Origin of the sequence: Thiohalocapsa sp. ML1, from assembly GCF_001469165.1 — a bacterium.
Classification (GTDB): domain Bacteria; phylum Pseudomonadota; class Gammaproteobacteria; order Chromatiales; family Chromatiaceae; genus Thiohalocapsa.
In genome coordinates this window covers 87,502-109,040 of record NZ_JABX01000002.1, presented here as the reverse complement: position 1 = coordinate 109,040, position 21,539 = coordinate 87,502, and the positions used below count along the sequence as shown (strand labels likewise).

19 protein-coding genes are annotated in these 21,539 nt (G+C 69.8%); 6 read left to right on the top strand and 13 right to left on the bottom strand.

Features of this window, described 5'->3' with window-relative positions; translation table 11 throughout:
* Positions 1-10: 10 nt before the first annotated feature.
* Positions 11-1,579, bottom strand: a complete 1,569-nt coding sequence (locus tag ML01_RS01805) for a glycosyltransferase family A protein (RefSeq protein WP_058553681.1) — start codon at positions 1,577-1,579, stop codon at positions 11-13.
* 424 nt (positions 1,580-2,003) lie between these two features.
* Here ML01_RS01805 and ML01_RS01800 point away from each other — a divergent pair, with 424 nt between their 5' ends.
* Positions 2,004-2,867 carry a sulfotransferase gene (locus tag ML01_RS01800; RefSeq protein WP_082673851.1) on the top strand — a complete coding sequence of 288 codons (864 nt, stop codon included), beginning with the start codon at positions 2,004-2,006 and terminating at the stop codon, positions 2,865-2,867.
* 63 nt (positions 2,868-2,930) lie between these two features.
* Positions 2,931-4,547 (top strand): hypothetical protein, encoded by a 1,617-nt coding sequence (locus ML01_RS01795; RefSeq protein ID WP_058553679.1) that lies wholly within the window; start codon positions 2,931-2,933, stop codon positions 4,545-4,547.
* 9 nt (positions 4,548-4,556) lie between these two features.
* On the opposite strand, the gene ML01_RS01790 is transcribed toward ML01_RS01795, so the two are convergent.
* The 4 genes from ML01_RS01790 to ML01_RS01775 form a co-directional block, all read right to left on the bottom strand.
* Positions 4,557-5,927, bottom strand: coding sequence for an NAD(P)/FAD-dependent oxidoreductase (locus ML01_RS01790; protein WP_058553678.1), 1,371 nt, complete (start codon positions 5,925-5,927; stop codon positions 4,557-4,559).
* Positions 5,927-6,958, bottom strand: a complete 1,032-nt coding sequence (locus ML01_RS01785) for a lysylphosphatidylglycerol synthase transmembrane domain-containing protein (RefSeq protein ID WP_058553677.1) — start codon at positions 6,956-6,958, stop codon at positions 5,927-5,929. The genes ML01_RS01790 and ML01_RS01785 overlap by 1 nt, the downstream gene beginning before the upstream one ends.
* Positions 6,955-8,034, bottom strand: coding sequence for a glycosyltransferase family 2 protein (locus ML01_RS01780; RefSeq protein WP_216819089.1), 1,080 nt, complete (start codon positions 8,032-8,034; stop codon positions 6,955-6,957). The genes ML01_RS01785 and ML01_RS01780 overlap by 4 nt, the downstream gene beginning before the upstream one ends.
* A gap of 87 nt (positions 8,035-8,121) precedes the next feature.
* Positions 8,122-9,675, bottom strand: coding sequence for an ATP-binding protein (locus tag ML01_RS01775; protein WP_058553676.1), 1,554 nt, complete (start codon positions 9,673-9,675; stop codon positions 8,122-8,124).
* 215 nt (positions 9,676-9,890) lie between these two features.
* On the opposite strand from ML01_RS01775, the gene ML01_RS28300 reads away from it, so the two are divergent.
* Complete coding sequence (locus tag ML01_RS28300; RefSeq protein WP_156427503.1) at positions 9,891-10,223, top strand: hypothetical protein; 333 nt, start codon at positions 9,891-9,893, stop codon at positions 10,221-10,223.
* A 143-nt stretch (positions 10,224-10,366) separates the two neighbouring features.
* Here ML01_RS28300 and ML01_RS01770 read toward each other — a convergent pair whose 3' ends face one another.
* From ML01_RS01770 to ML01_RS01735, 8 genes are all read right to left on the bottom strand, one after another.
* Positions 10,367-10,807, bottom strand: a complete 441-nt coding sequence (locus tag ML01_RS01770) for a low molecular weight phosphatase family protein (RefSeq protein WP_058553675.1) — start codon at positions 10,805-10,807, stop codon at positions 10,367-10,369.
* Between the two features lie 64 nt (positions 10,808-10,871).
* Positions 10,872-11,792 (bottom strand): Tim44 domain-containing protein, encoded by a 921-nt coding sequence (locus tag ML01_RS01765; protein WP_058553674.1) that lies wholly within the window; start codon positions 11,790-11,792, stop codon positions 10,872-10,874.
* Positions 11,789-13,621: a gamma-glutamyltransferase gene (gene ggt, locus ML01_RS01760; RefSeq protein ID WP_371258172.1), complete on the bottom strand. Its 1,833-nt coding sequence runs from the start codon at positions 13,619-13,621 to the stop codon at positions 11,789-11,791. The genes ML01_RS01765 and ggt overlap by 4 nt, the downstream gene beginning before the upstream one ends.
* Before the next feature lie 111 nt (positions 13,622-13,732).
* Positions 13,733-14,008 (bottom strand): YfhL family 4Fe-4S dicluster ferredoxin, encoded by a 276-nt coding sequence (locus tag ML01_RS01755; protein ID WP_058553673.1) that lies wholly within the window; start codon positions 14,006-14,008, stop codon positions 13,733-13,735.
* 221 nt (positions 14,009-14,229) lie between these two features.
* Entirely contained in the window at positions 14,230-14,706 is a 477-nt protein-coding gene (coaD, locus tag ML01_RS01750; RefSeq protein WP_058553798.1) for a pantetheine-phosphate adenylyltransferase, read from the bottom strand.
* 112 nt (positions 14,707-14,818) lie between these two features.
* A complete protein-coding gene (gene rsmD / locus ML01_RS01745) occupies positions 14,819-15,403 on the bottom strand; it encodes a 16S rRNA (guanine(966)-N(2))-methyltransferase RsmD (RefSeq protein WP_058553797.1) in 585 nt (194 codons plus the stop codon).
* Positions 15,404-15,428: 25 nt separating this feature from the next.
* Positions 15,429-16,850 carry a pitrilysin family protein gene (locus ML01_RS01740; RefSeq protein WP_156427502.1) on the bottom strand — a complete coding sequence of 474 codons (1,422 nt, stop codon included), beginning with the start codon at positions 16,848-16,850 and terminating at the stop codon, positions 15,429-15,431.
* Entirely contained in the window at positions 16,828-18,255 is a 1,428-nt protein-coding gene (locus ML01_RS01735; RefSeq protein ID WP_082673848.1) for a pitrilysin family protein, read from the bottom strand. Before ML01_RS01735 ends, ML01_RS01740 begins: the two co-directional genes overlap by 23 nt.
* A gap of 212 nt (positions 18,256-18,467) precedes the next feature.
* Here ML01_RS01735 and ftsY point away from each other — a divergent pair, with 212 nt between their 5' ends.
* From ftsY to ftsX, 3 genes are all read left to right on the top strand, one after another.
* On the top strand, positions 18,468-19,559 hold the full coding sequence (gene ftsY, locus ML01_RS01730; RefSeq protein WP_058553672.1) for a signal recognition particle-docking protein FtsY: 1,092 nt from the start codon (positions 18,468-18,470) through the stop codon (positions 19,557-19,559).
* 298 nt (positions 19,560-19,857) lie between these two features.
* Complete coding sequence (gene ftsE / locus ML01_RS01725) at positions 19,858-20,547, top strand: cell division ATP-binding protein FtsE (RefSeq protein ID WP_058553671.1); 690 nt, start codon at positions 19,858-19,860, stop codon at positions 20,545-20,547.
* A 31-nt stretch (positions 20,548-20,578) separates the two neighbouring features.
* Positions 20,579-21,526: a permease-like cell division protein FtsX gene (gene ftsX, locus ML01_RS01720; protein ID WP_058553794.1), complete on the top strand. Its 948-nt coding sequence runs from the start codon at positions 20,579-20,581 to the stop codon at positions 21,524-21,526.
* Positions 21,527-21,539: the final 13 nt, after the last annotated feature.

Sequence of the window (21,539 nt, the reverse complement as noted above, 5' to 3'; positions counted from 1 at the left end):
GACCGGTCGTTCAGGCGCGTTCGGGTTCGGGTGCCGGGGCGTCGGTCGTCCCCACAACGCTCGGCGGGGCCGGGAACGGCCGTTCCGCCGGGCAGATGTCGACATAGGGCGTGCGGCCGTCGGCACGGCAACGCTGGTGCCAGTGCTTAAACGCGCGGTGGTAACGCCAGCGGTCACCGGTCACCGAGCGCCAGCCGATGTAATGCATGCCGCCGCCGGTGAGGCTGCCGGCGCGGCGCGCCATCAGTACGGTCGGCAGCGGCTCATGGCGCACCGCCTCGGGGCCGTAGAAGCTGCGGATGCGGGCGATCATTTCGGCATCGCCGCTCACCCGCACCGCGTCGAAGTATCCCAGCTCCTCGATGACGGTACGCCGCAGCATGGTCGAGATGTAGGCGAACCTGGATGCCCGCTGGCGAAACTCGATCCAACCATCGGGCTCGATGCGGATACTGTTGTGCACAACAGCCATGGCCTGGGCGTGGGCGGTCAGGCTCTGCACCTGGCGCTCAAGGCGCTGGGGGTGGGACCAGTCGTCGCTGTCCATAAAGGCGACGAGCTCGGCGTTGGTCTGCGTGATGCCGAGGTTCTTTGCGCGGTAGGTGCCGCCGTTGACCGGCGTCTGGAAGACGTGCACGCGCGGGTCCGCCCGAACGAGTGAGTGCAGCAGCGACAGCGTGTCGTCGGGCGAGCAGTCGTCCACGAGTATCAGCTCCAGGTTCCGGTAAGACTGCCCGAGGATCGAACCCACCGCCGCACGCAGCGCCGTTTCGTCATCACGGCCATACACGGTCATTACCACCGCGACCCGCGGCCCCGTGCTGACGACACCGGCGGGGTCGCAGTTGACCGACATGGGCGCGAGCGGTGGGCTTGCGTCCGTCCGCAACGCAATCGGCGCAAGCGCGTGCTGGGAGAGCAGCCGGTTGATGCATGCGAGCTGCTTCTGGACGTCCCCAGCGCGCTGCGCAATGTTCGCCTCGGCAAGCGCCAACTCGTCCCGGAACATTGCGACGTTGCTGCGCTCGCGCGTTGCCGCGCGGGCACTGGCCAGCGCCGCATCCGCGGCTTCGAAGTCGGCCAGCAACGCCAGCGCCAGGATCCGGTGCGTCGTCGCCTCCAAGTCGTCGTCGCGGAGCCGATTGGCATGCTCGATGACTGCACGCCAATCCTTGTCCTCGTGGAAGGCCAAGCGCAGGGCTGCCGGTGCAGCCACCTGCGCCATCTTGCCGCCGTGAGCCACCCACGCAGAGATCTCCGCGCGCTGCTCATCTAGCGACAGGATCTTGACCCCGGCTCGGTGCAAGAGCTTGAGCGCCTGCCGGTGCCCGGGCCGCAGCGCCAGAAACAGTTTCGCCCAATGGCGGGCCGCTGCCATTTCCCCCGCCTCGGCCGCGATCCGCGCCGCCTGCAGCAGCAGTCTGGCCCTTGCGCCTCGTCGGCGCGGCAGTGGGTCAAGTAGCGCATTAATGCGCGCGGCAGCCTCTGCCAGCTCACCTCGTTGCTTGAGTTGGTGCAGGATCACGAGCTTGGCCGCCGTCTGCTCACCCCCTGCCGCCAACAGCGCTTCCGCATGCATTCGAGCGCGGTCAATATCGCCAGCGTGCCATTCAACGCGCATCATGAGCTGATGCAGCAGCGTTAAGCGCGGCGGCGTTTTGGGATCGCGCAATGCAGTGTCCGCGACCGGTCGCAGTGCATCGGCAAGGCGTTGGAAGAGTCCGGGACATGCCGCATTTCGCGACGGCGCCGTTGACTTAGACCTATGCATAGGACGGTTCAGCTTGCTTCTAGGCAGTGCGGATGGCGAATGTGAGGCCGGTCGATTCTATCAGGCCGGACGGGCAAGGGCCGATGGCGCTAAGCTGGCCGCCACGGCGTCGGCCGCCGTCCGCCTATGGACCTGCTGCTGCCGCCGGCCCATTCCCGTGCGGGCGCCACGTTAGCCGAGTGCCGTTTCGCTCGCGATTGATTCCTGCCCCTCGTCTCCGGGTATAGTGCATATGCGCCCTTCGCCCCGCTTCTCCTTGGCCGTCCATGCGGCGAAGCGCCTTGCCGCGCTGCCCATCGCCATCGCGCCGTCTCGACCGCTGTTCATCATCGGCTGTGCCCGCAGCGGCACCTCAGTGCTTAAGCGGCTGCTCGGCGCCCATCCGGACATCGATGCCTATCCGAGCGAGGCGAACGAACTCTGGCACCCCACCAGCTACCCGTGGGCGCCGAGCGAGCATCGGACACCGCCGCTGTGGCAAGCGCCGGCGGAGTTTACCGCGGACTCGCTCGCGCACTGGCCCACCGCGCACGGCGAGCGCATCCGGCGCGTCTTCGGTTGGCACCAGCGGCTGCGGCGCCGGCCGGTATTCCTCGGCAAGAGCTCGATGATCAATTTCATGCTGATGGACGTTGCGCGGCTGTTCCCGGACGCGCGCTTCATCCATATCGTGCGGGACGGACGGGCGGTGGCCTTTTCGTATGCCGAGAAGGAGCACCGGAAGCTCCTTGCGGCGCCGGCGGTCTACCGCGCGGCCGGTGCCTGGTACGACAAAGATGCGCTGATCCGGCACATGGGCGGACTCTGGCAGGCAACGCTCGCGGAGATCGACCGCACGGGCGCCGCACTCGGCTGGACCGCGGCCGGGCACCGCCATGTCTGCCGCTACGAAGACCTGTGCAGCGACCCGGCCGGAACGCTTGCCGAGCTACTCGCCTTCATCGGTGTCGCGCGGCCCGCCCCGGCGCCAGCCGAGGCAGTTCGCGACATGAACCACAAGTTCCGCGAGCGTGTGTCGCCGGCACTGCTGCGGGAGCTGACCGAGGCGCTGGCACCGACGCTGGCGGTCCATGGCTATGACTCCCAATCCGCCTGACCCGTCCCGGAGCCTGATCCCGCTCGCCGGCCGCCGCAGCATGCCGGCGACCGGCTTTCAGTCATGAACCTCGGGCCCACGCTCCTACTGCTCGCCGCAGGGGGCGTGGCGATGGTCGGGTTCGGCATGATCGCGTGGGATAGTCTTGACTATTGGCACTGGGGCGATGAGGACGAGAAGCTCGTTGCCGCCTGGATGATCGCCAGCGGCGGGCGGCTCTACGACGACATCTTCGCCCACCACGGACCGCTCAACTACGCGCTTGCACATGTCGTGCACGCGCTAAGCGGATCCATCGAGCTTGCGCCCTATCGTGCCGCCCAGTGGACGACGGTGCTGCTCGCGGCATTGGCCCTGGCGGCGAGTCCGCTGCTTGAGGGCGCACTGCGGCGCGTGGCGGCGGCGAGCCTGTTCTGCCTGCTGGTAGCCCTGCTCGCGCCGCTCTGGTATGGCCATACGCTGCTCTATCACTCCCTGGGCGGCGTGGCGATCAGCATCGCGCTCTGTCTGCTGCTGCTGCCACTGTCCTTCGGCCTCTGCCCATCCAGGCTCCAGGCAGCGGCCGGCGGTGCGGCCCTGTCGGCTGCGGTTTTCGCGGCCTATCCGTTTGCCGTTCCCGTGGTTTTGCTCACGCTTGCGGCGCTCTTGCTAGTGCGCTCGCGGGGCCTGGCTTGGCGCGATGTCCGCGGGGCGCTGCTCGCCGCCGCGGCCGGCTTCGGCGCCGGGACGCTGCTTATGCTGCTCTGGCTGCTGCGCTACGGCGACGTGGTCGGCTACGCCGTCTATCACCTCTGGTTCAACCAGGTGGTCTATGCCGGCTTCATCGATTTTGAGCCCGGGGTGGCGCTGCGCCAGTTGGAGAAGGTCTTCCAGAGCCCGCTCGGCTGGGTGCTGCAGGCGATCCTATTGTTCTGGCTCGCGCTTCTGCTGGAGGCGCGCGCGGCCATGCAGGGCGCGCACCGGCTCCGCTGGCTGTGGCTTCCGGGCGGCGCGGTGATCTTCCTCGTCGGGATCCTATTCCTGAATCCCCGAGGTGAGGTCGTGTTCAAGAACGCGGCCCTGTGGATCGTCGGCCTTGCGCTGATAAGCCTCCTGATCTGTCGAGCGCCGGCGGCGCCTGGCGTCGCCGGCGCCGTGCGCGTGCTGCGCGTGCTCGCGGTGCTCGTTGCGATCGCGGCGCCGGTCTACCTTGCTGGCATCAAGGGCTGGTCCGATGTCGATGGACGCTATGTGACGCGCGCCTACGCGGAGAAAAAGCATGCTGGCTCCGCGAAGCGCGTCCGTCTTGCGCAGGCCTTGGTGCCGGCGGGCGAGCCGATCCTGGCCGTGGTCTTCTCGCCGCGCTGGTACCTGCTGATCGAGCGTCTGCCGTCATCCGGCGCCTACTATTACTTACCGTGGCAGGCGGCCTACAACCGCGCGCCGGTGCTCGGCTACCGGCTCGACCCTTGCGCGGACCTGGAGCGTGCGCCGCCGAAGCTGATCGTCTGGGACCGCTGGCCGGTGTGGGATCGGTACGACGTGGCGGACTATGCGCCCTGCCTGGTGGAGCTCATGCAGCGCGACTATGTCGCGGTGAGCGGCACGCAGTTTCTGCTGCGCAAGCCCGTCGGCGACGCGGACCGGGCGCTGGTTGCCGGGTTCGGGGCCAGCCTGGAGCCGGTGACCGCTGGGGATTGAGCTGTCTCGTCAGGCCATGGATGCTGGACGTTGGGCGCCGGCAGCGGGCTCCGCACCCAGCTCCGCTGCCAACGCCGCCGCCGCCGCGCGCCCCTCGCGCACCGCGTAGTTGGTGCCGCGGTCTTCGGGATAGATCTGCGCCATCGTGGCGAGCTTGAGCCCGGTGATGGGCGTGTTCCGCGGCGGGATTAGGCCAGCATAGCCGCGCTCGACGATGGGCTGCGAGAAGCGCGCGCGCCAGACGTGGGCGGCGCGGACCCAGTCGGGACGCAGGTCCGGGAACATGCGCGCCAGGTGCCCGAGCGTGAAGTCCACCACCGCCGCATCATCCATGCGGTACAGCGGGTCGTCTTCCGGCAGGTACTTGGACAGATACACGATGTGCCGCCCGCCGTAGCTGTCCACCGGCTCGAAATTGGTGTGCTCGATGACGCCGACGAAAGGGAAGCCTGGGTCGTTGACGTTGAGCCAGTAGGTCGCGGACAGGCTGCGGTCCAGCTCCAGCACCACGCAGAGGTTGGCGAGGTAGCGGATGCGCCCCAGCCGGGCGAGGTAGTCCGGCGGCACGTGCGGGGCCAGCAGCTCCGCGACGATGGGCAGCGCGGGCGTGGCAATGACCGCGTCCACGGCGATGCGACCGACGGCGGTGTCGAGCGCCGTCACGCGCCCGTCGGCGACCTCGATGCCGCGCACCGCGGCGCTGGTGTGCACACGGCCGCCCTGCGCGGCGATGGCCGCCGCGAGCCGCTCCGCCAGTGCCGCAAAGCCGCCGCGAAAGTACGCGAGCTGCTCCGCGCCGCCCTTGCCGCGACTGCCGCCGCGGAGCTTGAGCTTGTTCCAGATCCACACCGCCGAGACCTCGGCGGCGACGGCGCCGAACTTGCCGCGCAGCAGCGGCTCCCAGACGACGCGATAGACCCGCTCGCCGCCAAGCTCAAGCAGCCAGTCGGCGGCGGTGCGCTGCTCCAGTGTCTGCCAGTCGCGGACCCGCCGGGCGCGCAGCGCCAGCAACCCCAGGCGGATGCGGTCCGGGAAGGGCAGCGCCGAGAAACGCAGCAGGTCGAGGGGCGTCGAGAGCTTATGGAAGCGGTTCGCGTAATACATGCCCGTGCGGGTCGGGCGCAGCAGCACCTGATCGGCGGCGCCCAGATCGTCGATCAGGTCCATCACGTGGCGGTCGTTGGTGAACCAGTGGTGATAGAACCTCTCCAGCCGCTCGCCGCCCACCACAAAGCTGCCGGCGAGCCCGCCGAGCTCTGCGTCCTGCTCCAATACCGTCGCGCGGATGCCGCGGCGCCCGAGCTCGTAGGCCGCCGCAAGGCCGCAGAAGCCGCCGCCGATGATGCCGACGTGTGCCGTCGTCGCCTGATCTGTTTCCATCAAGCCATCCCCTGTTCCGCCTTCGCCGCCGCGGCCCGCGCCAGCAGCCCGCGCCCGCGTAACGCAAGCCAGCCGAGCCCGAGCACCGTCAGCGGCAGCCACAGCACCGCATGCACGGTGAAGGCGATGGCCGCGGCGTCGGCCTCCGGCACGCCATAGGCGGCGAAGGCGGTCAACGTGAAGTAATCGAAGGTGCCGACATACCCGGGCGAGCTCGGGATCAGCGTCGACAGCGTGCCGGTGGCCATCGCGAACAGCGCACCAATGGGGCCGGACGGCGCCGCGAAGGCCAGCGCGATGATGGCGAACAGCGCCGCCTCCAGCAGCCAGATCGCGAACGACAGGCCGAACAGCGCGAGCACGTCCGCCGGGCGGCGCAGGATGCCAAAGCTCTCGGCAAAGCTCTGGCCCCAGTGCCCAATGCGCTCCGACCAGCCGCGCGCCGCGAGCGCCCGCTGCTCCGCGACCCACTGCATTATGGCCGGCAGCCGCGGCGCGAGCAGCAGCAGGGCGGCGAGCGTCAGCGCCGTCGTGCCCGCCAACCAAGCGGCGGACAGCGTGATAGCGCGCGGAAACAGCTCCGTCGGCACCGCCAGCAAGCCCACGAAGAAGAGTGCGAGCAGCGTCGTCATGTCCAAGAGCCGCTCCAGCACCAGCGTGCCGAGCACCCGCATGGCCGGCGACTGCAACTGACGCCGGAAGCCGAAGGCCCGCAACACGTCGCCCGCGCGAAACGGCAGCACGTTGTTGACCGCGATGCTGGCGAGGTAGGGCCACGCGCAGGCCCGGGCGGGCAGCGCCGGCGCCAGTGACCTGAGCATCCACCACCAGCGCAGGATGCGCAGCGCATAGTCGGCGGCGAGCAGCGCGAGCGCGAGCAACAGCCAGGCCGGCGCAAGCCCGGCGAAGGCGCCGACGAGGGCGGCGGCGTCCACCTGCCTCGCAATCAGCCACAGAAACGCCAGCGTCACCAGGAGCCCCAGCGCCGGCTTGAGCCAGCGGCCGGCGCCGCTCAACCGCAGCGCCGTCATGCGGTCTTGTCCTCGGGCGGGGCGTCGAAGCCGAGCCGCTCCTTGACCAGATACAGCGGTCGGCGCTTCACCTCCCAATAGACCCGCCCGAGGTATTCGCCGATGACGCCGAGCGCGAGCAGTTGCACCCCGCCGAGGAAGAGCACGGCGATGAAGAGCAGCGTCCAGCCCGGCACCCAGATGTCCGTGAACAGCCGCATGGCCAGCGCGTAGACGATACCGAGCAGCGCCAGTGCCGACGCCGCGAGGCCCATGTACACCGCCAGCCGCAGCGGCACCAGCGAGAACGACAGGAGCCCGTCCGCCGCGAAGCGCAGCATGCGCCCGAGCGGATACTTGCTCTCACCGGCGGAGCGCGCCGCCCGCTGGTAGCGGATCGGTTCTTGGCGGAAGCCGGTCCAGGCCACCATGCCGCGCAGAAAGCGGTCGCGCTCCGGCATGGCCAGCACCGCGTCGACCACGCGCCGATCCATGAGCCGGAAGTCGCCGGTGTCGATGGGGATCGGCGTGGCCGAGATGCGGTTGATGAGTCGGTAGAAGAGGCTCGCCGTGAGCCGCTTGAAGCGCGTCTCGCCGGCGCGGGCCGCGCGCTCCCCGTAGACGACGTCGGCGCCGTCGCGCCAGCGCGCGAGCATGTCCGGGATCAGCTCGGGCGGGTCCTGCAGGTCCGCATCGATCAGCACCACCGCGGCGCCGGCGGCCGCCTCCAGGCCCGCGCTCACGGCGATCTGGTGGCCGAAGTTGCGCGACAGCGACAGCACCCGCACGCGCGGGTCACGGGCCTGGATATCGCGCAGCAGCGTGAGCGTCGCATCGCGGCTGCCGTCGTCGACGTAGAGGACCTCCCAGTCCGGGGCCGGCAGGCCCGCGAGCACGTCCACGAGCCGCCGGTGCGTGGTCGCGATGACGGCCTGCTCGTTGTAACAGGGCACGACGACGCTGAGGCGGCCGTTCCCGCGCACGTCGGACAGCACCGGCCTCGGGCTCACGAGTGGCACCGGCGCGCGGGCGCGCGCGGCGCCATGGGTCCATGCTTTGTCGCGGCAGCGGTCATGGCGCGAGTGTGCCACGGGCACGCGCCGCCGGCATCCCGCGAGCGCGTCGGCGGCGGAGACCGCCCCTGCGCCTGCGCACAACAGCGACGTCGTGTGCTCATGCCGGCATCAGCCGATCGATTCCACCTCGAACCCCACCACGGTGCGCTGCTCGCGGCTGAACTCGACGCCGATGAGGTGAATCGGCCGGCCCTCGGCGCGGTACTTGTCCGCATAGCCCTTGTCCTTGATCTGCGCCAGCGCGCGCCCCGCCGGTGCGAGCTCCACGACCTTGAACTCGAACAGATACACCTGAGCGTTGAAGCGCAGTGCCATATCCAGCCTCCCGGCGTTGCTCGATTCTTCCGGCGTCAGGTCCAGACCGAGCGAGGCGAAGTAGGCATAGAAGACGCTGGCGTAATAGCCCTCGTACGCGGCGATGGGGTTATTGCGGTACCAGTCATGAGGAATGCTCTGGAAGAAGGCGGTGAACAGCGCCTGCATGCCGGCGAAGTCGTTCGCGAGCAGCAAGTCGTACAGGCGTGCCGTCTGCTCCCCGGTGGAGCGGTGGTGCCCGCGCAGCGGCTCGAGCAGGGCGCCGTTGAGGGCGGCAAAGACCTCCAGATTCGGGTAACGCAGCCGATACTGAATCATCGCGCCGAGCCGGCGCGTGGCAGCGATGGTGAGATACCCGGTTTGGAACAGCAGCGCTTCGGTGGCGATATGGTCGACGTCGAAGCTCGACAGCAGCGCTTCGCTGGCGATGGTCTGCCCGAGCTTCGGCACGAACACCTCGCGTTCGAGCAAGAGGTCCACCAAGAAGGTCGGCGTCGCCGTCTCGAACCACCAGGGGCGGAACTGGCGGGCATCGAACAGCAGCAGCGCATCGAAGGGGTTGTAGACGGACTCCCCGGTCCAGTTGTAGCCGTTGTACCAGTCGCGGATCTGCGCGCGGTCGAGCCCGTCCAACTCCGGGGCGAAGACCGTATCCAGATCGGCCTCGGTGTAGCCGCAGATGGCCGAATAGCGCGCATCGACGGTGATGTCCTTCAGATTGTTCAGCCCGGAGAACAGGCTAACCTTGCTGAACTTGGACACGCCCGTCAGGAACGCAAAGCGGATGTGCGCGTCGCTGTCCTTGATGACCGAGTAGAGATTGCGCAGTCCGTCGCGGATCTCGCGGGCCGCGTCCGGACGGGTGAGATTGTCCAGGATCGGCTTGTCGTACTCGTCCACCAACACGACGACCGGCGCACCATGTCGCTCGTGTGCCTGCTCAATCAGTTCCGCGAAGCAGCCGGCATTATCGTCGGCGTCGCTGCATGCGAGACCGAGCGTGTTCGCGTTCCTCGCCAACAGGGTGCGGATGCGCCGATCCAGCTCCGCGCGGCTCTGGACCACGCCACCGCCGAAGCTGAGCCGCAGCACCGGGTACGGCCGCGACCAATCCCAACGCTGCTCGGCCTTCAAGCCCGCGAACAGCGCCTCGCTGCCCGCGAACAGCTCCGCCAGCGTATCCAGAAACAGCGACTTGCCGAAGCGCCTTGGCCGGGACAGAAAGTAGTACTTGCCCTCGTCGATCAGCCGCAGCGCGAAGCCCGTTTTGTCGACGTAGTAGTAGCCGCCCTCGCGGATCTCGCGGAAGGTCTGGATGCCGATGGGGAGCTTCTTGCGCTTGGGCATGCTGGCCTCGGGCTTGGCTGAAGACTGGTTGAAAGAATAACCCGCCGGCAACCCCGGGCGTGCGCTGCAGCGGGCTGAACCGTTTGTGGTCGCGGCGCCTATGACCGAGCGCGCTCGGCAGCGTGCGCGCATGCGCGGCATCAGCCGATCGACTCCACTTCGAACCCCACCACGGTGCGCTGCTCGCGGCTGAATTCGACGCCGATGAGGTGGCCTTGATCATCATTCCGGCCAAGCGGCGGGCATGGCAGGGGCCGAAGGAATGCGTCTGCTGTCCCGCACCATCAACGCAGCCACTGGCGCGACTGGATCTCTCTGGTGACACCGCTCCCGCGGTGTCACGAGCAGGACCTCGGCTCCTGGCGGCCGGAACGATGATCAAGGCCTGCAAAACCGACTTCAGCAGCGGATTGCGTTCGCTGATCGGCGGTCGAGCGCTGGCGCACTCGCTTGGCGTCTCCGCTCGGGCGTTTCGGGTCATCCGGATCGTCCTCGCCCATGTGCTCCAGTTCCAACGACGACTCATCCCGAGCACCTGGGCGACATAGGCGATGCCGCCATAACCGATCTTCAACGACTCGATTGCGGCATAACGGCGCCGATGATCTATCGACGCCCGCTGCGCGACGTGGGCCAACCTTGGAGTGTACGCACCAGGTCTGGCTCTGGTGGGTGACGAAGCGCGACTGGCTCAGCCGCCGCGCAGGTCCGTGAGTAGCGCTTCCACGTCCGCGGCGAGCCGGGCGATGGCCTGTGACGGGGACTCGACGTCGATGTCACCGATCTCAAGATAATCGACGCGTGCAGCGTGCTCCGGGAAGTGGGCGCGCATCATCGGCTCGTGCTCGCGGCGGCTGACCGCGATGACCCGGGGATAGCGCAGGAAGTCCGCTGGCTCCACACGCGCAGGCCAGCGCGCTGGGCCGCGGTGGAGGATGCCGCGGGCGTCGAGCGCTGCCAGCGCATGCGGGGAGATTGGGCCGCGGTTGCCGGTGGCGCCCAAGTCGCGCACCAACGCCTTGGAGTCTGCCCGCCAGGGCAAGACCTGATGCGCGGCGGTGTGGTTGAAGTACGCCTCCGCGAAGCGGCTGCGGTAGTAGTTGCCGGTGCAGAGGAAGAGGATGCGGCGCATGGATGCCTCCGCATGGTCCGCGGGCGCCGGGCGCGTTGCGCCCCGCGTCCGCGGGAGCGAACGGTTATTCCGGCTGCTGAATGCCGGTAATGAGCCAATCGCCGGCGGCGCTGTCCCAGTCGTGCGCCACGTGCCAGATCTCATCCAGCGGCGTGGCCGGCGCGGTCTCGGCCTCGCGGATCAGGCCCGTGAAGTGCACGCTGGCGATGACCTGATCGCCGTCGCGCTGCACGCCCAGGAGCTCGGCGTTGAGCGTGACCACCTCGGTGTAGTTCGGCGCCTCGCCCAGGGCCTCGCGCTCGCGCTTGAGCTCCGCGAAGAGTTGCGGGCTGGTGTACTCGCCGATGTCGCGGAAGTCGGACTTGTCCCAAGCGGCCTGGAGCCGGATGAAATGGGTCTTGGCGCCGGCGACGAAGCCGTCCGCATCGAACCAGCGCGGGGCCTCGGCGGCACCCGGGTCAGCCGCGGGCGGCAGGTACTGCTGGTCCTGCTCGAGCCGGCCCTGGCCGCCGCCGCCGAAGGGCGACTGCGCGCCGCTCTGGTCGTGCGCGCGATAGGCGGCACCGGCACCAACCGGTAACGGTGTTGGGCCGGCGCTGCGGTTTCGCCGCAGCATCTTGAACAGCATGAAGCCGCCGAAGATCAAGGCCGCGATCAACAGAAAGTCCATGATCTGGAAGCCGTCGAAGGCGTCGCCGAAGAACATCGACGCGAGCAGCCCGCCGGCGGCGAGCCCGGCCAGCGGCCCGAGCCAGCCCATGCCCGTGCGCGGGCGCTGGCCGGCGGCCGGGGCGGCACCGGGGCGCTGCTGGCCCGCGGCCTGCTGGTCGCGCTGCGGTGCCTGCGGGCGCTGCGCCTGACGCGGCGCGGTGTACTGCTTGCCGAGGCTCTTGCCGCCGCCCAGGCGGCGTGCGTCGGCCGTGTCCGGCAGCACCAGGGCGCCGACGGCGAATAGGGTCAGCAGGGCGATGAGAAAGGTCTTCATGGGGTCACTCTCAGTGGTTCCGTCTGTGGTTGCGGTGGGCGCGCGTGCTTGGCGCCGGCCTCGATTTCGACAGGGATGACCGCAGCGGCACCAATGCCGCGCGGGTCGCTCGCGGCGGAGACAAGGCCCGCGGCGCGATCCCAGTGGATCAATTGCATGTTGCCATAGGGCCGCTCGCCGGGCGCGAGCCGGTGGCCGCGCTCGCCGAGGTTCCGCTGCACATCCGCGGACAGCGCGCCGGGCTCAAGCAGCACATCATCCGGCAGGAACTGGTGATGGTAGCGGGGCGCGGCCACCCAGTCCGCCGCGGTGTCGCCCGGCTCGGGGTTTGCGCCGGTGGCGGCAAGGATGCCGTGCAGCACCATGCTAATGATGCGGCTGCCGCCTGGAGTGCCCAGGATCACGACGTCGTCGGCGGACTCGATGAAGGTCGGACTCATGCTGGAGAGCATGCGCTTGCCGGGGGCGATGGCGTTGACGGCGCCACCGACCAGGCCATAGGCGTTCGGTTCGCCGGGCCGGGCCGAGAAGTCGTCCATCTCGTCGTTCAGCAACACGCCGGTGCCGGGCGGGACGAAGCCCGAACCGAACGGATAGTTGATGCTGAGGGTCGCGGCGACGCGGTTGCCGTCGGCATCGAGGATCGAGAAGTGCGTGGTGTCCGCGCCGGCCGGCCCGGTCAGTGTCTCGGGCAGGCTCGGCGTCGCCCGCGCTGGCGAGAAGTCGCGCATCAGCCCGGCGGCGTAGAAGGGGTGAGTGAGGCGCGGCAGCGGTACATCGACAAAGTCCGGGTCGCCGAGATACAGCGCGCGGTCGCGGTAGGCGCGGCGCATGACCTCGATGGTGACGTGGGCGCGGTCCGCCGCCGACATCGCTGCAAGGTCGTAGGCGCCGAGCATGTTTAGCATCTGCACCAGGAGCACGCCGCCGGACGACGGTGGCGCGGCGCTGACGATGCGCCAGTCGCCGGTGGGGGTCGCGAAGCGGCCGGTGATCGGCGCGCGCTCGACGACGCGGTACTGCGCGAGGTCTTCCAGCGTCCAGATGCCACCCGCCGCACGCACGCCGTCCACGAGCCGGTGGGCCAGCTCGCCGGCGTAGAAGCCGTCGTGCCCGAGGGTCGCGAGCCGCAGCAGCGTCCCGGCGAGGTCCGGCTGGCGCAGCCGCGTGCCGACGGCCGGCACGGCGCCGTCCGTGAGGAACTGCTTTGCCGCGGCGGGAAACGCCCCGAGCACGCCCTGGCGCCAGGTCGCAAGGCGCACGTAAACCGGGTCCACGTCGAAGCCGTCCCGCGCCAGCTCGATGGCGGGCAGCAGACTCGCCGCCAGCGGCAGCCGACCGTAGCGCTCGGCGAGGTACACCAGTGCCGCGGGCTCCCCCGGGATGCCGGCGGCCAGCGGGCCGTTCAGTGCGCGCTCGGGCACGAAGCTGCCCTGCGCATCCAGGTACATGTCGGCGGTGGCCGCGAGCGGCGCGCGCTCGCGCCCGTCCACCATCACGTCCATGCCAGTGCCGGCAAGGTGCAGCAGCCAGAAGCCGCCGCCGCCGAGGCCGGAACTGTAGGGCTCCACTACGGCCAGCGCCGCGCTCACGGCCACGGCCGCGTCGAAGGCGTTGCCGCCGGCGTTCAGCATGTCGATGCCGGCCGCAGTGGCAGCGGGGTGGGCGCTGGCCACGGCGGCGGTGCCGGGGCGAGCCGGGGCATTAGTCGGACGCGCCGGCCAATGAGCAGGCTGCGGCTCGGCTGCCGGAACGGCGGGCATCGAAAGGCACAGCAGCAGGCCGATGAGCGGCGCTGCGCCGTGCCGGAGCGGGCGACGAAGGTTCATGGGATGGATGGCCCGAAGGCGTGAAAGCAGCATGCGGAGGGCGCCGCAGCGGTGCCCTCGCAAATCCCCGGCCGGGGCCGCGCGGCCCCGGGTGTCAGGGACGGACAGGTGTCAACCGGCGGTGGTGGGAGCGGTCTTTCCTTCGGCGACGAGCTTCTCGTACTTGCCGCGCAGCTCATCTTCGGTCTCGTCGTGATCCGGGTCCTTGATGATGCAGTCAACGGGGCAGACCTCGACGCACTGCGAGGTCTCGTAGTGGCCGACACACTCCGTACAGAGGTCGGGTGCGATGACATAAATCTCGTCGCCCTGCGAAATGGCACCGTTCGGGCATTCAGGTTCGCAGACGTCGCAGTTGATGCACTCGTCGGTGATGATCAGGGCCATGGCGTTACTCCGGGTGTAGCTGAGGCCAATTGCAATATGGACAATGCCGATTGTATCGGCGTTTGCCGTCTGGGGCACGACACCCCGTCGTTGTCAGTCAGCACGCGACTGGCAACAAAGGCGTTCTGAAACCGAGGCTTCGAACGCCGTGCCGTTCTTGGCCGGTCCGGCCGAGCGGCAGCTCCCGCGCTCGTTGTGCGGCATGTTGGGATCGGCGCAGTTTATCCAAACCTTTCGCGTAATGCAGTATGGACCGCCGCCGCCACGAAGGGGGACACGTCGCCGCCCAGGCGGGCGATCTGCGTCACGAGCGATGACGAGATGTACGCGTACTGCTCCGCCGGCGTCAGAAACAGCGTCTCGATGTCCGGCGCCATGCGCCGGTTCATGCCCGCGAGCTGGAACTCGTACTCGAAGTCCGACACCGCCCGCAGCCCGCGCATGATCACATGGACGTCGGCCCGCCGCGCGAACTCCACGAGCAGCCCCGAGAAGGCGACCACCTCGACGTTGTCGATGTCCCCGCAGACCTCGCGCACCAGCGCGACCCGCTCCTCGGCCGTGAAGGTGGTGTTCTTGCCGGTGTCTTGGGCCACGGCGACGACGACGCGGTCGCAGAGCTTCGCGGCCCGCGCAATGAGATCGGTGTGGCCGTTGGTGACAGGGTCGAAGGTGCCGGGGTAGACGACGCTGCGCATCATGCTCTCGGGTCTCGGGCTGGATCTCGGGCCGGTGCTCGCCCGTGCGGGCGGCAAGTCGGGCCGCGGCGGAGCATAGCAGAGTCCCGACGGCAGCCCCCCGACTGGCCGCTCAGACGGCGTCCGCTGCTCCCAGCGTGCGGGCCAGGGCGTAGCGCACCTGGCCGGCCGTGCGCTCGCGGTGCCAGGTCCAGCCCGGGGGCAGGACCGGCGGCGCTGCGCTCGCCGGCGTCTCGACATAGACGAATGCGTCCGCCGCTAGCCAGCCGCGGGTGAGCAGCGCCATGGCCTGCTCCACCGCGGCATCGGCAAAGGGCGGATCGAGAAACACGATGTCGAAGGGCGACGGCGCCTCGCGCGCGAGCCAGCGCAGCGCGTCGGCCTTGACCACCCCGAGCACGCCGCCGGGTCCGTCCGCGGCGGCGCTGAGCGTCGCCGCGTTGGCCTTGAGCTGCGCGGCGACGGCGCCGGCGCGCTCGATCAATACCACCTCCGCGGCTCCGCGCGAGAAGGCCTCGAAGCCGAGCGCGCCGGCGCCTGCAAAGCAGTCGAGACAGCGGCTGCCGGCGATGTTCGGCGCGAGCCAGTTGAACAGGGTCTCGCGCACGCGGTCCGTGGTGGGCCGCAGCCCCGGCTGATCCGGCACCGGCAGCCGGCGCCCGCGCAGGCGCCCGCCGATGATGCGAAGCTGGCCCACGCCGGCGGCGCCGTGGCGGCTGAGCTCAGCCCCCGCTGCCGGTGCTTGGGGCCAGCGCCGGGTCGGCGCGCTCCGCCGCGCCCGCGTCCGCCGCCGCGCCATCCGCGGCGCTGCCCTGATCGCCGCCGACCATGACGACGGCGAGCCGCTCCGGGTGCACGCGGCGGCGGTAGGCGTCCTGGATCTGCTCGGCGGTGACGGCCGTGACGCGCGCCGTGAAGCGGTCCAGATAGTCGAGCGGCAGGTCGTAGAAGCCGATCACGGTCAGGTACTGCACGATCTTGGCGTTGCTCGCGATGCGCAGCGGAAAGCCGCCGGTGATGTTCTTCACGGCGGCCTCGAGCTCCTCCGTGCTCGGCCCCTGCTCGATGAAGCGCCCGAGGGTGTCGAGCATCACCGTGCGCGCCTCGTCCACCTGCGCGTTCTTGGTCTGTAGGCCCATGACCATTGGCCCGCGCTCGGCCATCGGCGCGAAGTAGCTGTAGGCGGAGTACGACAGCCCGCGCTGCTCGCGCACCTCGTCCATCAGCAGCGACACCATGCCGCTGCCGCCCAGGATGTGATTGCCGACGTAGAGCGGAAAGTAGTCCGGGTCGCCGCGGCGCATGCCGGGCTGACCCATATACAGGTGCGTCTGGCTGGATGGGAAGTCGATGCGCTGCGCGGCGCCGGGGCCCAGGTCCGCCACGGGCGGCAGCGGCGCGGGCCGGGTGCCCTCGGGCAGGCCGGCCGTCAGCACCTCGGCGAGCACCTCGGCCTGCGCGCGGTCCACGGCACCGACGATGGCGATGGTGGCGTTCGGGGCGTTGTACCAGCGCCGGTGGAAGGCGGCCAAGTCATCCCGGCTCAGCTCGGCGACGCTCGCAAGCGTGCCGTCCGGGTCCGATGCGTAGGGATGCTCGCTGTAGACGGCCTGGTACAGCGCGCGGCTGCCGACGCTGCCGGGGTTCTGCTCCGACTGGCGCAGGCCCACCAAAGTATTGGCGCGCACGCGCTCGAAGTCCGCCTGCGGGAACTCCGGCGCCGCGAGCACCTTGGTCAGGATCTCGACCGCCGTGGACAGGGTCTCGGGCGCCGTCAGGCTGCGCAGGCTCGCATAGCTCATGTCGCGGTCGGCGCCGGTGCCGAGCTCGGCACCGACGGCTTCGACGCGCTCGGCGATGCTGTCGGCATCGAGCCCGCCGGCGCCCTCGGTCAGCATGTTGGCCGTCATGGACGCGAGCCCCGGCTGGTCGCCGTCGCGGGCGCTGCCGGCATCGAAGGCGATGCGCAGGTCCACCATCGGCAGGTCCGGGGCCGGCGCGTACAGGACCTTGGCGCCGCTCGCGGTGCGCCAGGTCTCGATGTCGGGTGTGGCCGCCGCGGGCAGCGCCAAGAGCGTGAGCACCGGGGCTAGTAGCGCGGCAGGCGGCAGTCGGGTCAGGTCAGCGGTCATGGGCTTGAACATGGGCTTGGCCTCCGGCGGCGGCATTCATGGCGGTGCGGGCGTCGTCGGCGTCCATCGGCTGCGGGTCGAGCCGCGCGACGGTGCGCACGTCCGGCACCAGGTACTTGGCCGCGACGGTGCGGATCTGCTCCGGCGTCACGGCGGAGAGCTTGTCCACGTACTCGTCCACCAACTGCCAGCCGAGCCCGATGGTTTCGAGCTGGCCGAGCTGCAGGGCCTGGTAGAAGACGCTGTCCTTCTCGTAGACCTTCGCGGCGATGAGCTGGGTGCGGATGCGCGCCAGCTCCTCGGGGTCGACAAGCTCGGTCTGCACGCGCTCGATCTGCTTGATGAGCGCGGCCTCGAGCTCATCGATGCTGCGCCCGTCCGCCGGCGTGCCGCTCAAGCGGAACAGCCCCGGCAGCCGCGAAAAGGCGTTGTAGCCGGCGCCGGCGCTGGCGGCGATGCGCTCGCCGCGCACCAGCTCGCGGCTGAAGCGGGCGCTGGCGCCGCCGTCGAGCACGGAGGCGAGCATCTCCAGCGCATAGGGCTCCCAGTCCTGCTCGGCATTGGTCAGCACCGGCGCCTTGTAGCCGATGAGCAGATAGGGCTCCTTCGCCGGCGCCTTCACGACCAGCCGACGCTCGCCCTGCTGCTCGGGCTCGGCGCGGGGCTTCGGCGGCGTGATGGGCTCGGCCTCGAGCGGGCCGAAGTGCTCCTCGGCCAGCGCGAAGACGGCTTGCGGGTCCACGTCGCCAACGACCACCAGCGTCGCGTTGTTCGGCGCGTACCACTTGCGGTACCAGGCGCGCAGGTCTTCCACCTGCATGCTCTCCAGGTCGCCGGGCCAGCCGATGATGGGGTTGCGATACGGCGAGGCCTGGAAGGCGACGGCGTTGAATTGCTCGTAGGTCAACGACTGCGGGTTGTCGTCGGTGCGCAGGCGCCGCTCTTCCTTCACGACCTCCAGCTCCTTCAGGAACTCGTCCTCCGGCAGCGTGAGGCGGCGCATGCGCTCGGCCTCCAGCTCGAAGGACACGGCGAGCCGGTCGGCGGCCATGGTCTGGAAGTAGGCCGTATAGTCGGTGCCGGTGAAGGCGTTCTCGTCGCCGCCGTTGGCGGCGATGATCTTCGAGAACTCGCCGGGGGCAAGGTTCTCGGTGCCCTTGAACATCATGTGCTCCAGGATGTGCGAGACCCCGGTGATGCCGCCCGGCTCGTAGCTGGAGCCGACCTTGTACCAAACCTGGGATGTGACGATGGGCGCGCGCCGGTCGGGCTGCACCAGCACCTTGAGGCCGTTGTCGAGCACGCGCTCGTGGACCTGGGTGCCCGACGTGGTGCCCGACGTGGTGCCCAGCGTGGCGCCGACCGCGGCCTGCGCGGTGACGGCAAGCACGGCCGGCAGCAGTAAAGCGATTCGCATGTTGAAGATGTTCCTCGGGCCTTTCTGTGTCGCCCGACGTGGCGTCCGGCGGCTGTTGATACAATGCGCCGATCGCGCGGCGGCGGCCAAGTGACAGCTTCGTAAGCTTGTCGGCAGCCGAAGATCGCCCGTCGTGGCCGGCACCGGCCGCTGCTCTCCCAACCTTGCCGGGGTGCGCCCGCATCCTCGGCGCCAAGCGTGCCCAAACCCCCATGTTCGGATTCGGAAAGAAGAAGCAGCAGGCCAGGGCCGATGCCGCGGCCGTCCAGGCCGAGGTACCCGAGCCGCCGCCGCCCGCGGCCGCGAGCCCAGCGGATGAGCCCGCCGGCCGCCTCGCGCAGGCCATTGCCGAGCGCGCCCGCGGCGAGCAGGAGGCCGAGGGCAAGTCGCGCTTCCTGCGCGGCCTGCGCAATGGTCTCGCCCGCACCCGCGAGGTGCTCAACGCCGATATCGCGGAGCTGGTCAGCGGCCGCAAGGAGATCGACGAGGACCTGCTGGAGGAGCTGGAGATGCTGCTCGTCGCCGCCGACGTCGGCGTGCCAGCGACCACCCGCATCATCGAGGACCTCGCCTACCGCGTGAAGCTGCGCGAGGTGTCGGACCCGAAGGGCCTGCTCGCGGCCGTGCGCCGGCAGCTCGCGGAGATCCTGCACAAGGCCGACGCCCCGGTGCGCCAGCCGGCGCCGGGCCGGCCCCAGGTGATTCTCATGATCGGCGTCAACGGCGTCGGCAAGACCACGACCATCGGCAAGCTCACCAAGCAGCTCCAGGCCGACGGCAACCGGGTCATGCTCGCCGCCGGCGACACCTTCCGCGCCGCCGCCGTGGAGCAGCTCCAGGTCTGGGGCGAGCGCAACGACGTGCCCGTCATCGCCCAGCACGCCGGCGCGGACCCGGCGTCCGTGGTCTACGACGCGCTGCAAGCGGCCACCGCCCGCGGCTACGACGTGCTCATCGCGGACACCGCCGGCCGCCTCCACACCAAGGTCAACCTGATGGAGGAGCTGAAGAAGATCGTCCGCGTCATGCAGAAGATCGACCCCGAGGCGCCGCACGAGGTCATGCTCGTCGTCGACGCCACCACGGGCCAGAACGCGCTGCACCAGGCCGTGCAGTTCAACGCCGCCGTGCCCATCACCGGCATCACCGTGACCAAGCTCGACGGCACCGCCAAGGGCGGCATCCTGTTCGCCATCGCCGAGCGGCTGGAGATTCCGTTCCGGTTCATCGGCGTCGGCGAGCAGATCGAGGACTTGAAGCACTTCGAGGCGGATGTGTTCCTCGATGCTTTAATGAGTGGCTAGGGGCTAGGGGCTAGGGGCTAGGGGCTAGGGGCTAGGGGCTAGGGGCTAGGGCTGGGTTGCCCGCCGGCCGGCCAGCCTCAAGCACCCAGCTCCTTTCAACTCGCGACACCGCTCCAGCGGTGTCGCGCGTCTACGGGCGCTCTGCGCCCCGGTGCGCTGAGGCATGGCACGGCGGAGAGACGCCCATTCTGAGCAGCTAGGAACTAGGGGCTAAGGTTCTAAGTTCCCGCCGGCCCGCCTAGCTCCCAGCCCCTTCCCCCTAGCTCCTAGCTTCCTAGCACCTAGCCCCTTCCCCACAATGATTGAGTTCGAGCACGTGACTAAGCGCTACCCCGAGCGGGGCGATGCGCTGCGCGACCTGAGCTTTCGGCTGGAGGCCGGGGAGATGGCCTTCTTGACCGGCCACTCGGGCGCCGGCAAGAGCACGCTGCTCAAGCTCATCGGGCTCATGGAGCGGCCGACCCGCGGCAGCATCCGCGTCGGCGACGAGGATCTCGCGACCCTGCCGCGCCGGCGCATCCCGGCGCACCGACGGCGCATCGGCATGGTCTTTCAGGACCACCGGCTGCTCGCGGAGCGCACCGTGTTCGACAACGTCGCCCTGCCGCTCGTCACCGCCGGCATGCCGCGGGACGAGACCGCCAAGCGCGTGCGCGCGGCGCTGGACCAAGTGGGGCTCCTGCGGCTGGAGCGGGCGCTGCCGCTCACGCTCTCGAGCGGCGAGCAGCAGCGCGTCGGCATCGCCCGCGCCGTGGTCGGGCGGCCGGAGATCATCGTCGCCGACGAGCCCACCGGCAACCTGGACCCGACGCTGTCGCGGGAGATCTTTCGCCTCTTCGAGCGCTTCCATCAGCTCGGCGTGAGCCTGCTCATCGCCACCCATGACCTGGACCTGATCCAGTCCATGGGCCATCGCACGCTGGTGCTGAAGCAGGGCCGGCTCATCGCCGATGCGCTGCCGCGTGGGCGCCCGGGGCCTGTTGCATGAGCGCTCGGCCCGGGCGCCCGGGGGCCTGCGCATGAAGGGCCGCAAGCCGCGCTGGCTGAAGCGCCTGGGCACCTGGGTCGGCGACCATCAGAACGCCGCGGCGGACACGCTGGACCGGCTGATCCGCGCGCCGCTCGCGACGCTAATGACCGTCGCGGCCATCGCCATCGCATTGGCGCTGCCGGCGACGCTGTTGGTCATCACCGATAACCTGGAGCGCCTGGGCGGCGACTGGCGCCGGGGCGCGGCGCTGTCTTTGTTCCTGTCGCCGGGGCTCGACGAGGCCGCCGGCAGCAAGCTCGCCGAGACGCTGACCACGCGCATCGACATCGGCCGGGTGCAGGTCATCTCCCGCGCGCAGGGGCTCGCGGAGTTCCGCGCATACAGCGGGCTCGCCGGCGCCATCGACCAATTGCCGGAGAATCCGCTGCCCGTCGTGCTCGCCGTCTACCCGGCGCGCGACCTCGGGCCGGGCGATGAGCTGGACGCACTGCTGGAGGGCCTCGCCGCACTGCCGGGCGTGGACTTCGCGCAGGCCGACGCGCAGTGGGTGCGGCGGCTAAAGGCGATCCTGTCGCTGCTGCGCGACGGCACGCTCTTGCTCGGCGGCATGCTCGCCCTCGGCGTCGTGCTCGTCGTCGGCAACACCATCCGGCTCGAGATCGAGAACCGCCGCGACGAGATCCTCATCATGGACCTGGTCGGCGCCACCGGCGCCTTCATCCGCCGCCCCTTCCTCTACGCCGGCGCCTGGTACGGTCTGCTGGGCGGCATGCTCGCCTGGGGCATCGTCACCACCACCGTCGCCCTGCTCGACGCCCCCGTCGGCCGTGTCGCCGCCCTCTACGACACCCGCCTGGTCCTCACCGGCCTCGACTTCCGCCACTCCCTCGCCCTGCTCGGCCTCGCCACCCTGCTCGGCATCGTCGGCAGCCGCATCGCCGTGGGGCGGCATCTGCGGCGGTTGCGGCCGGCGTGAGCGGCGGGTTGCG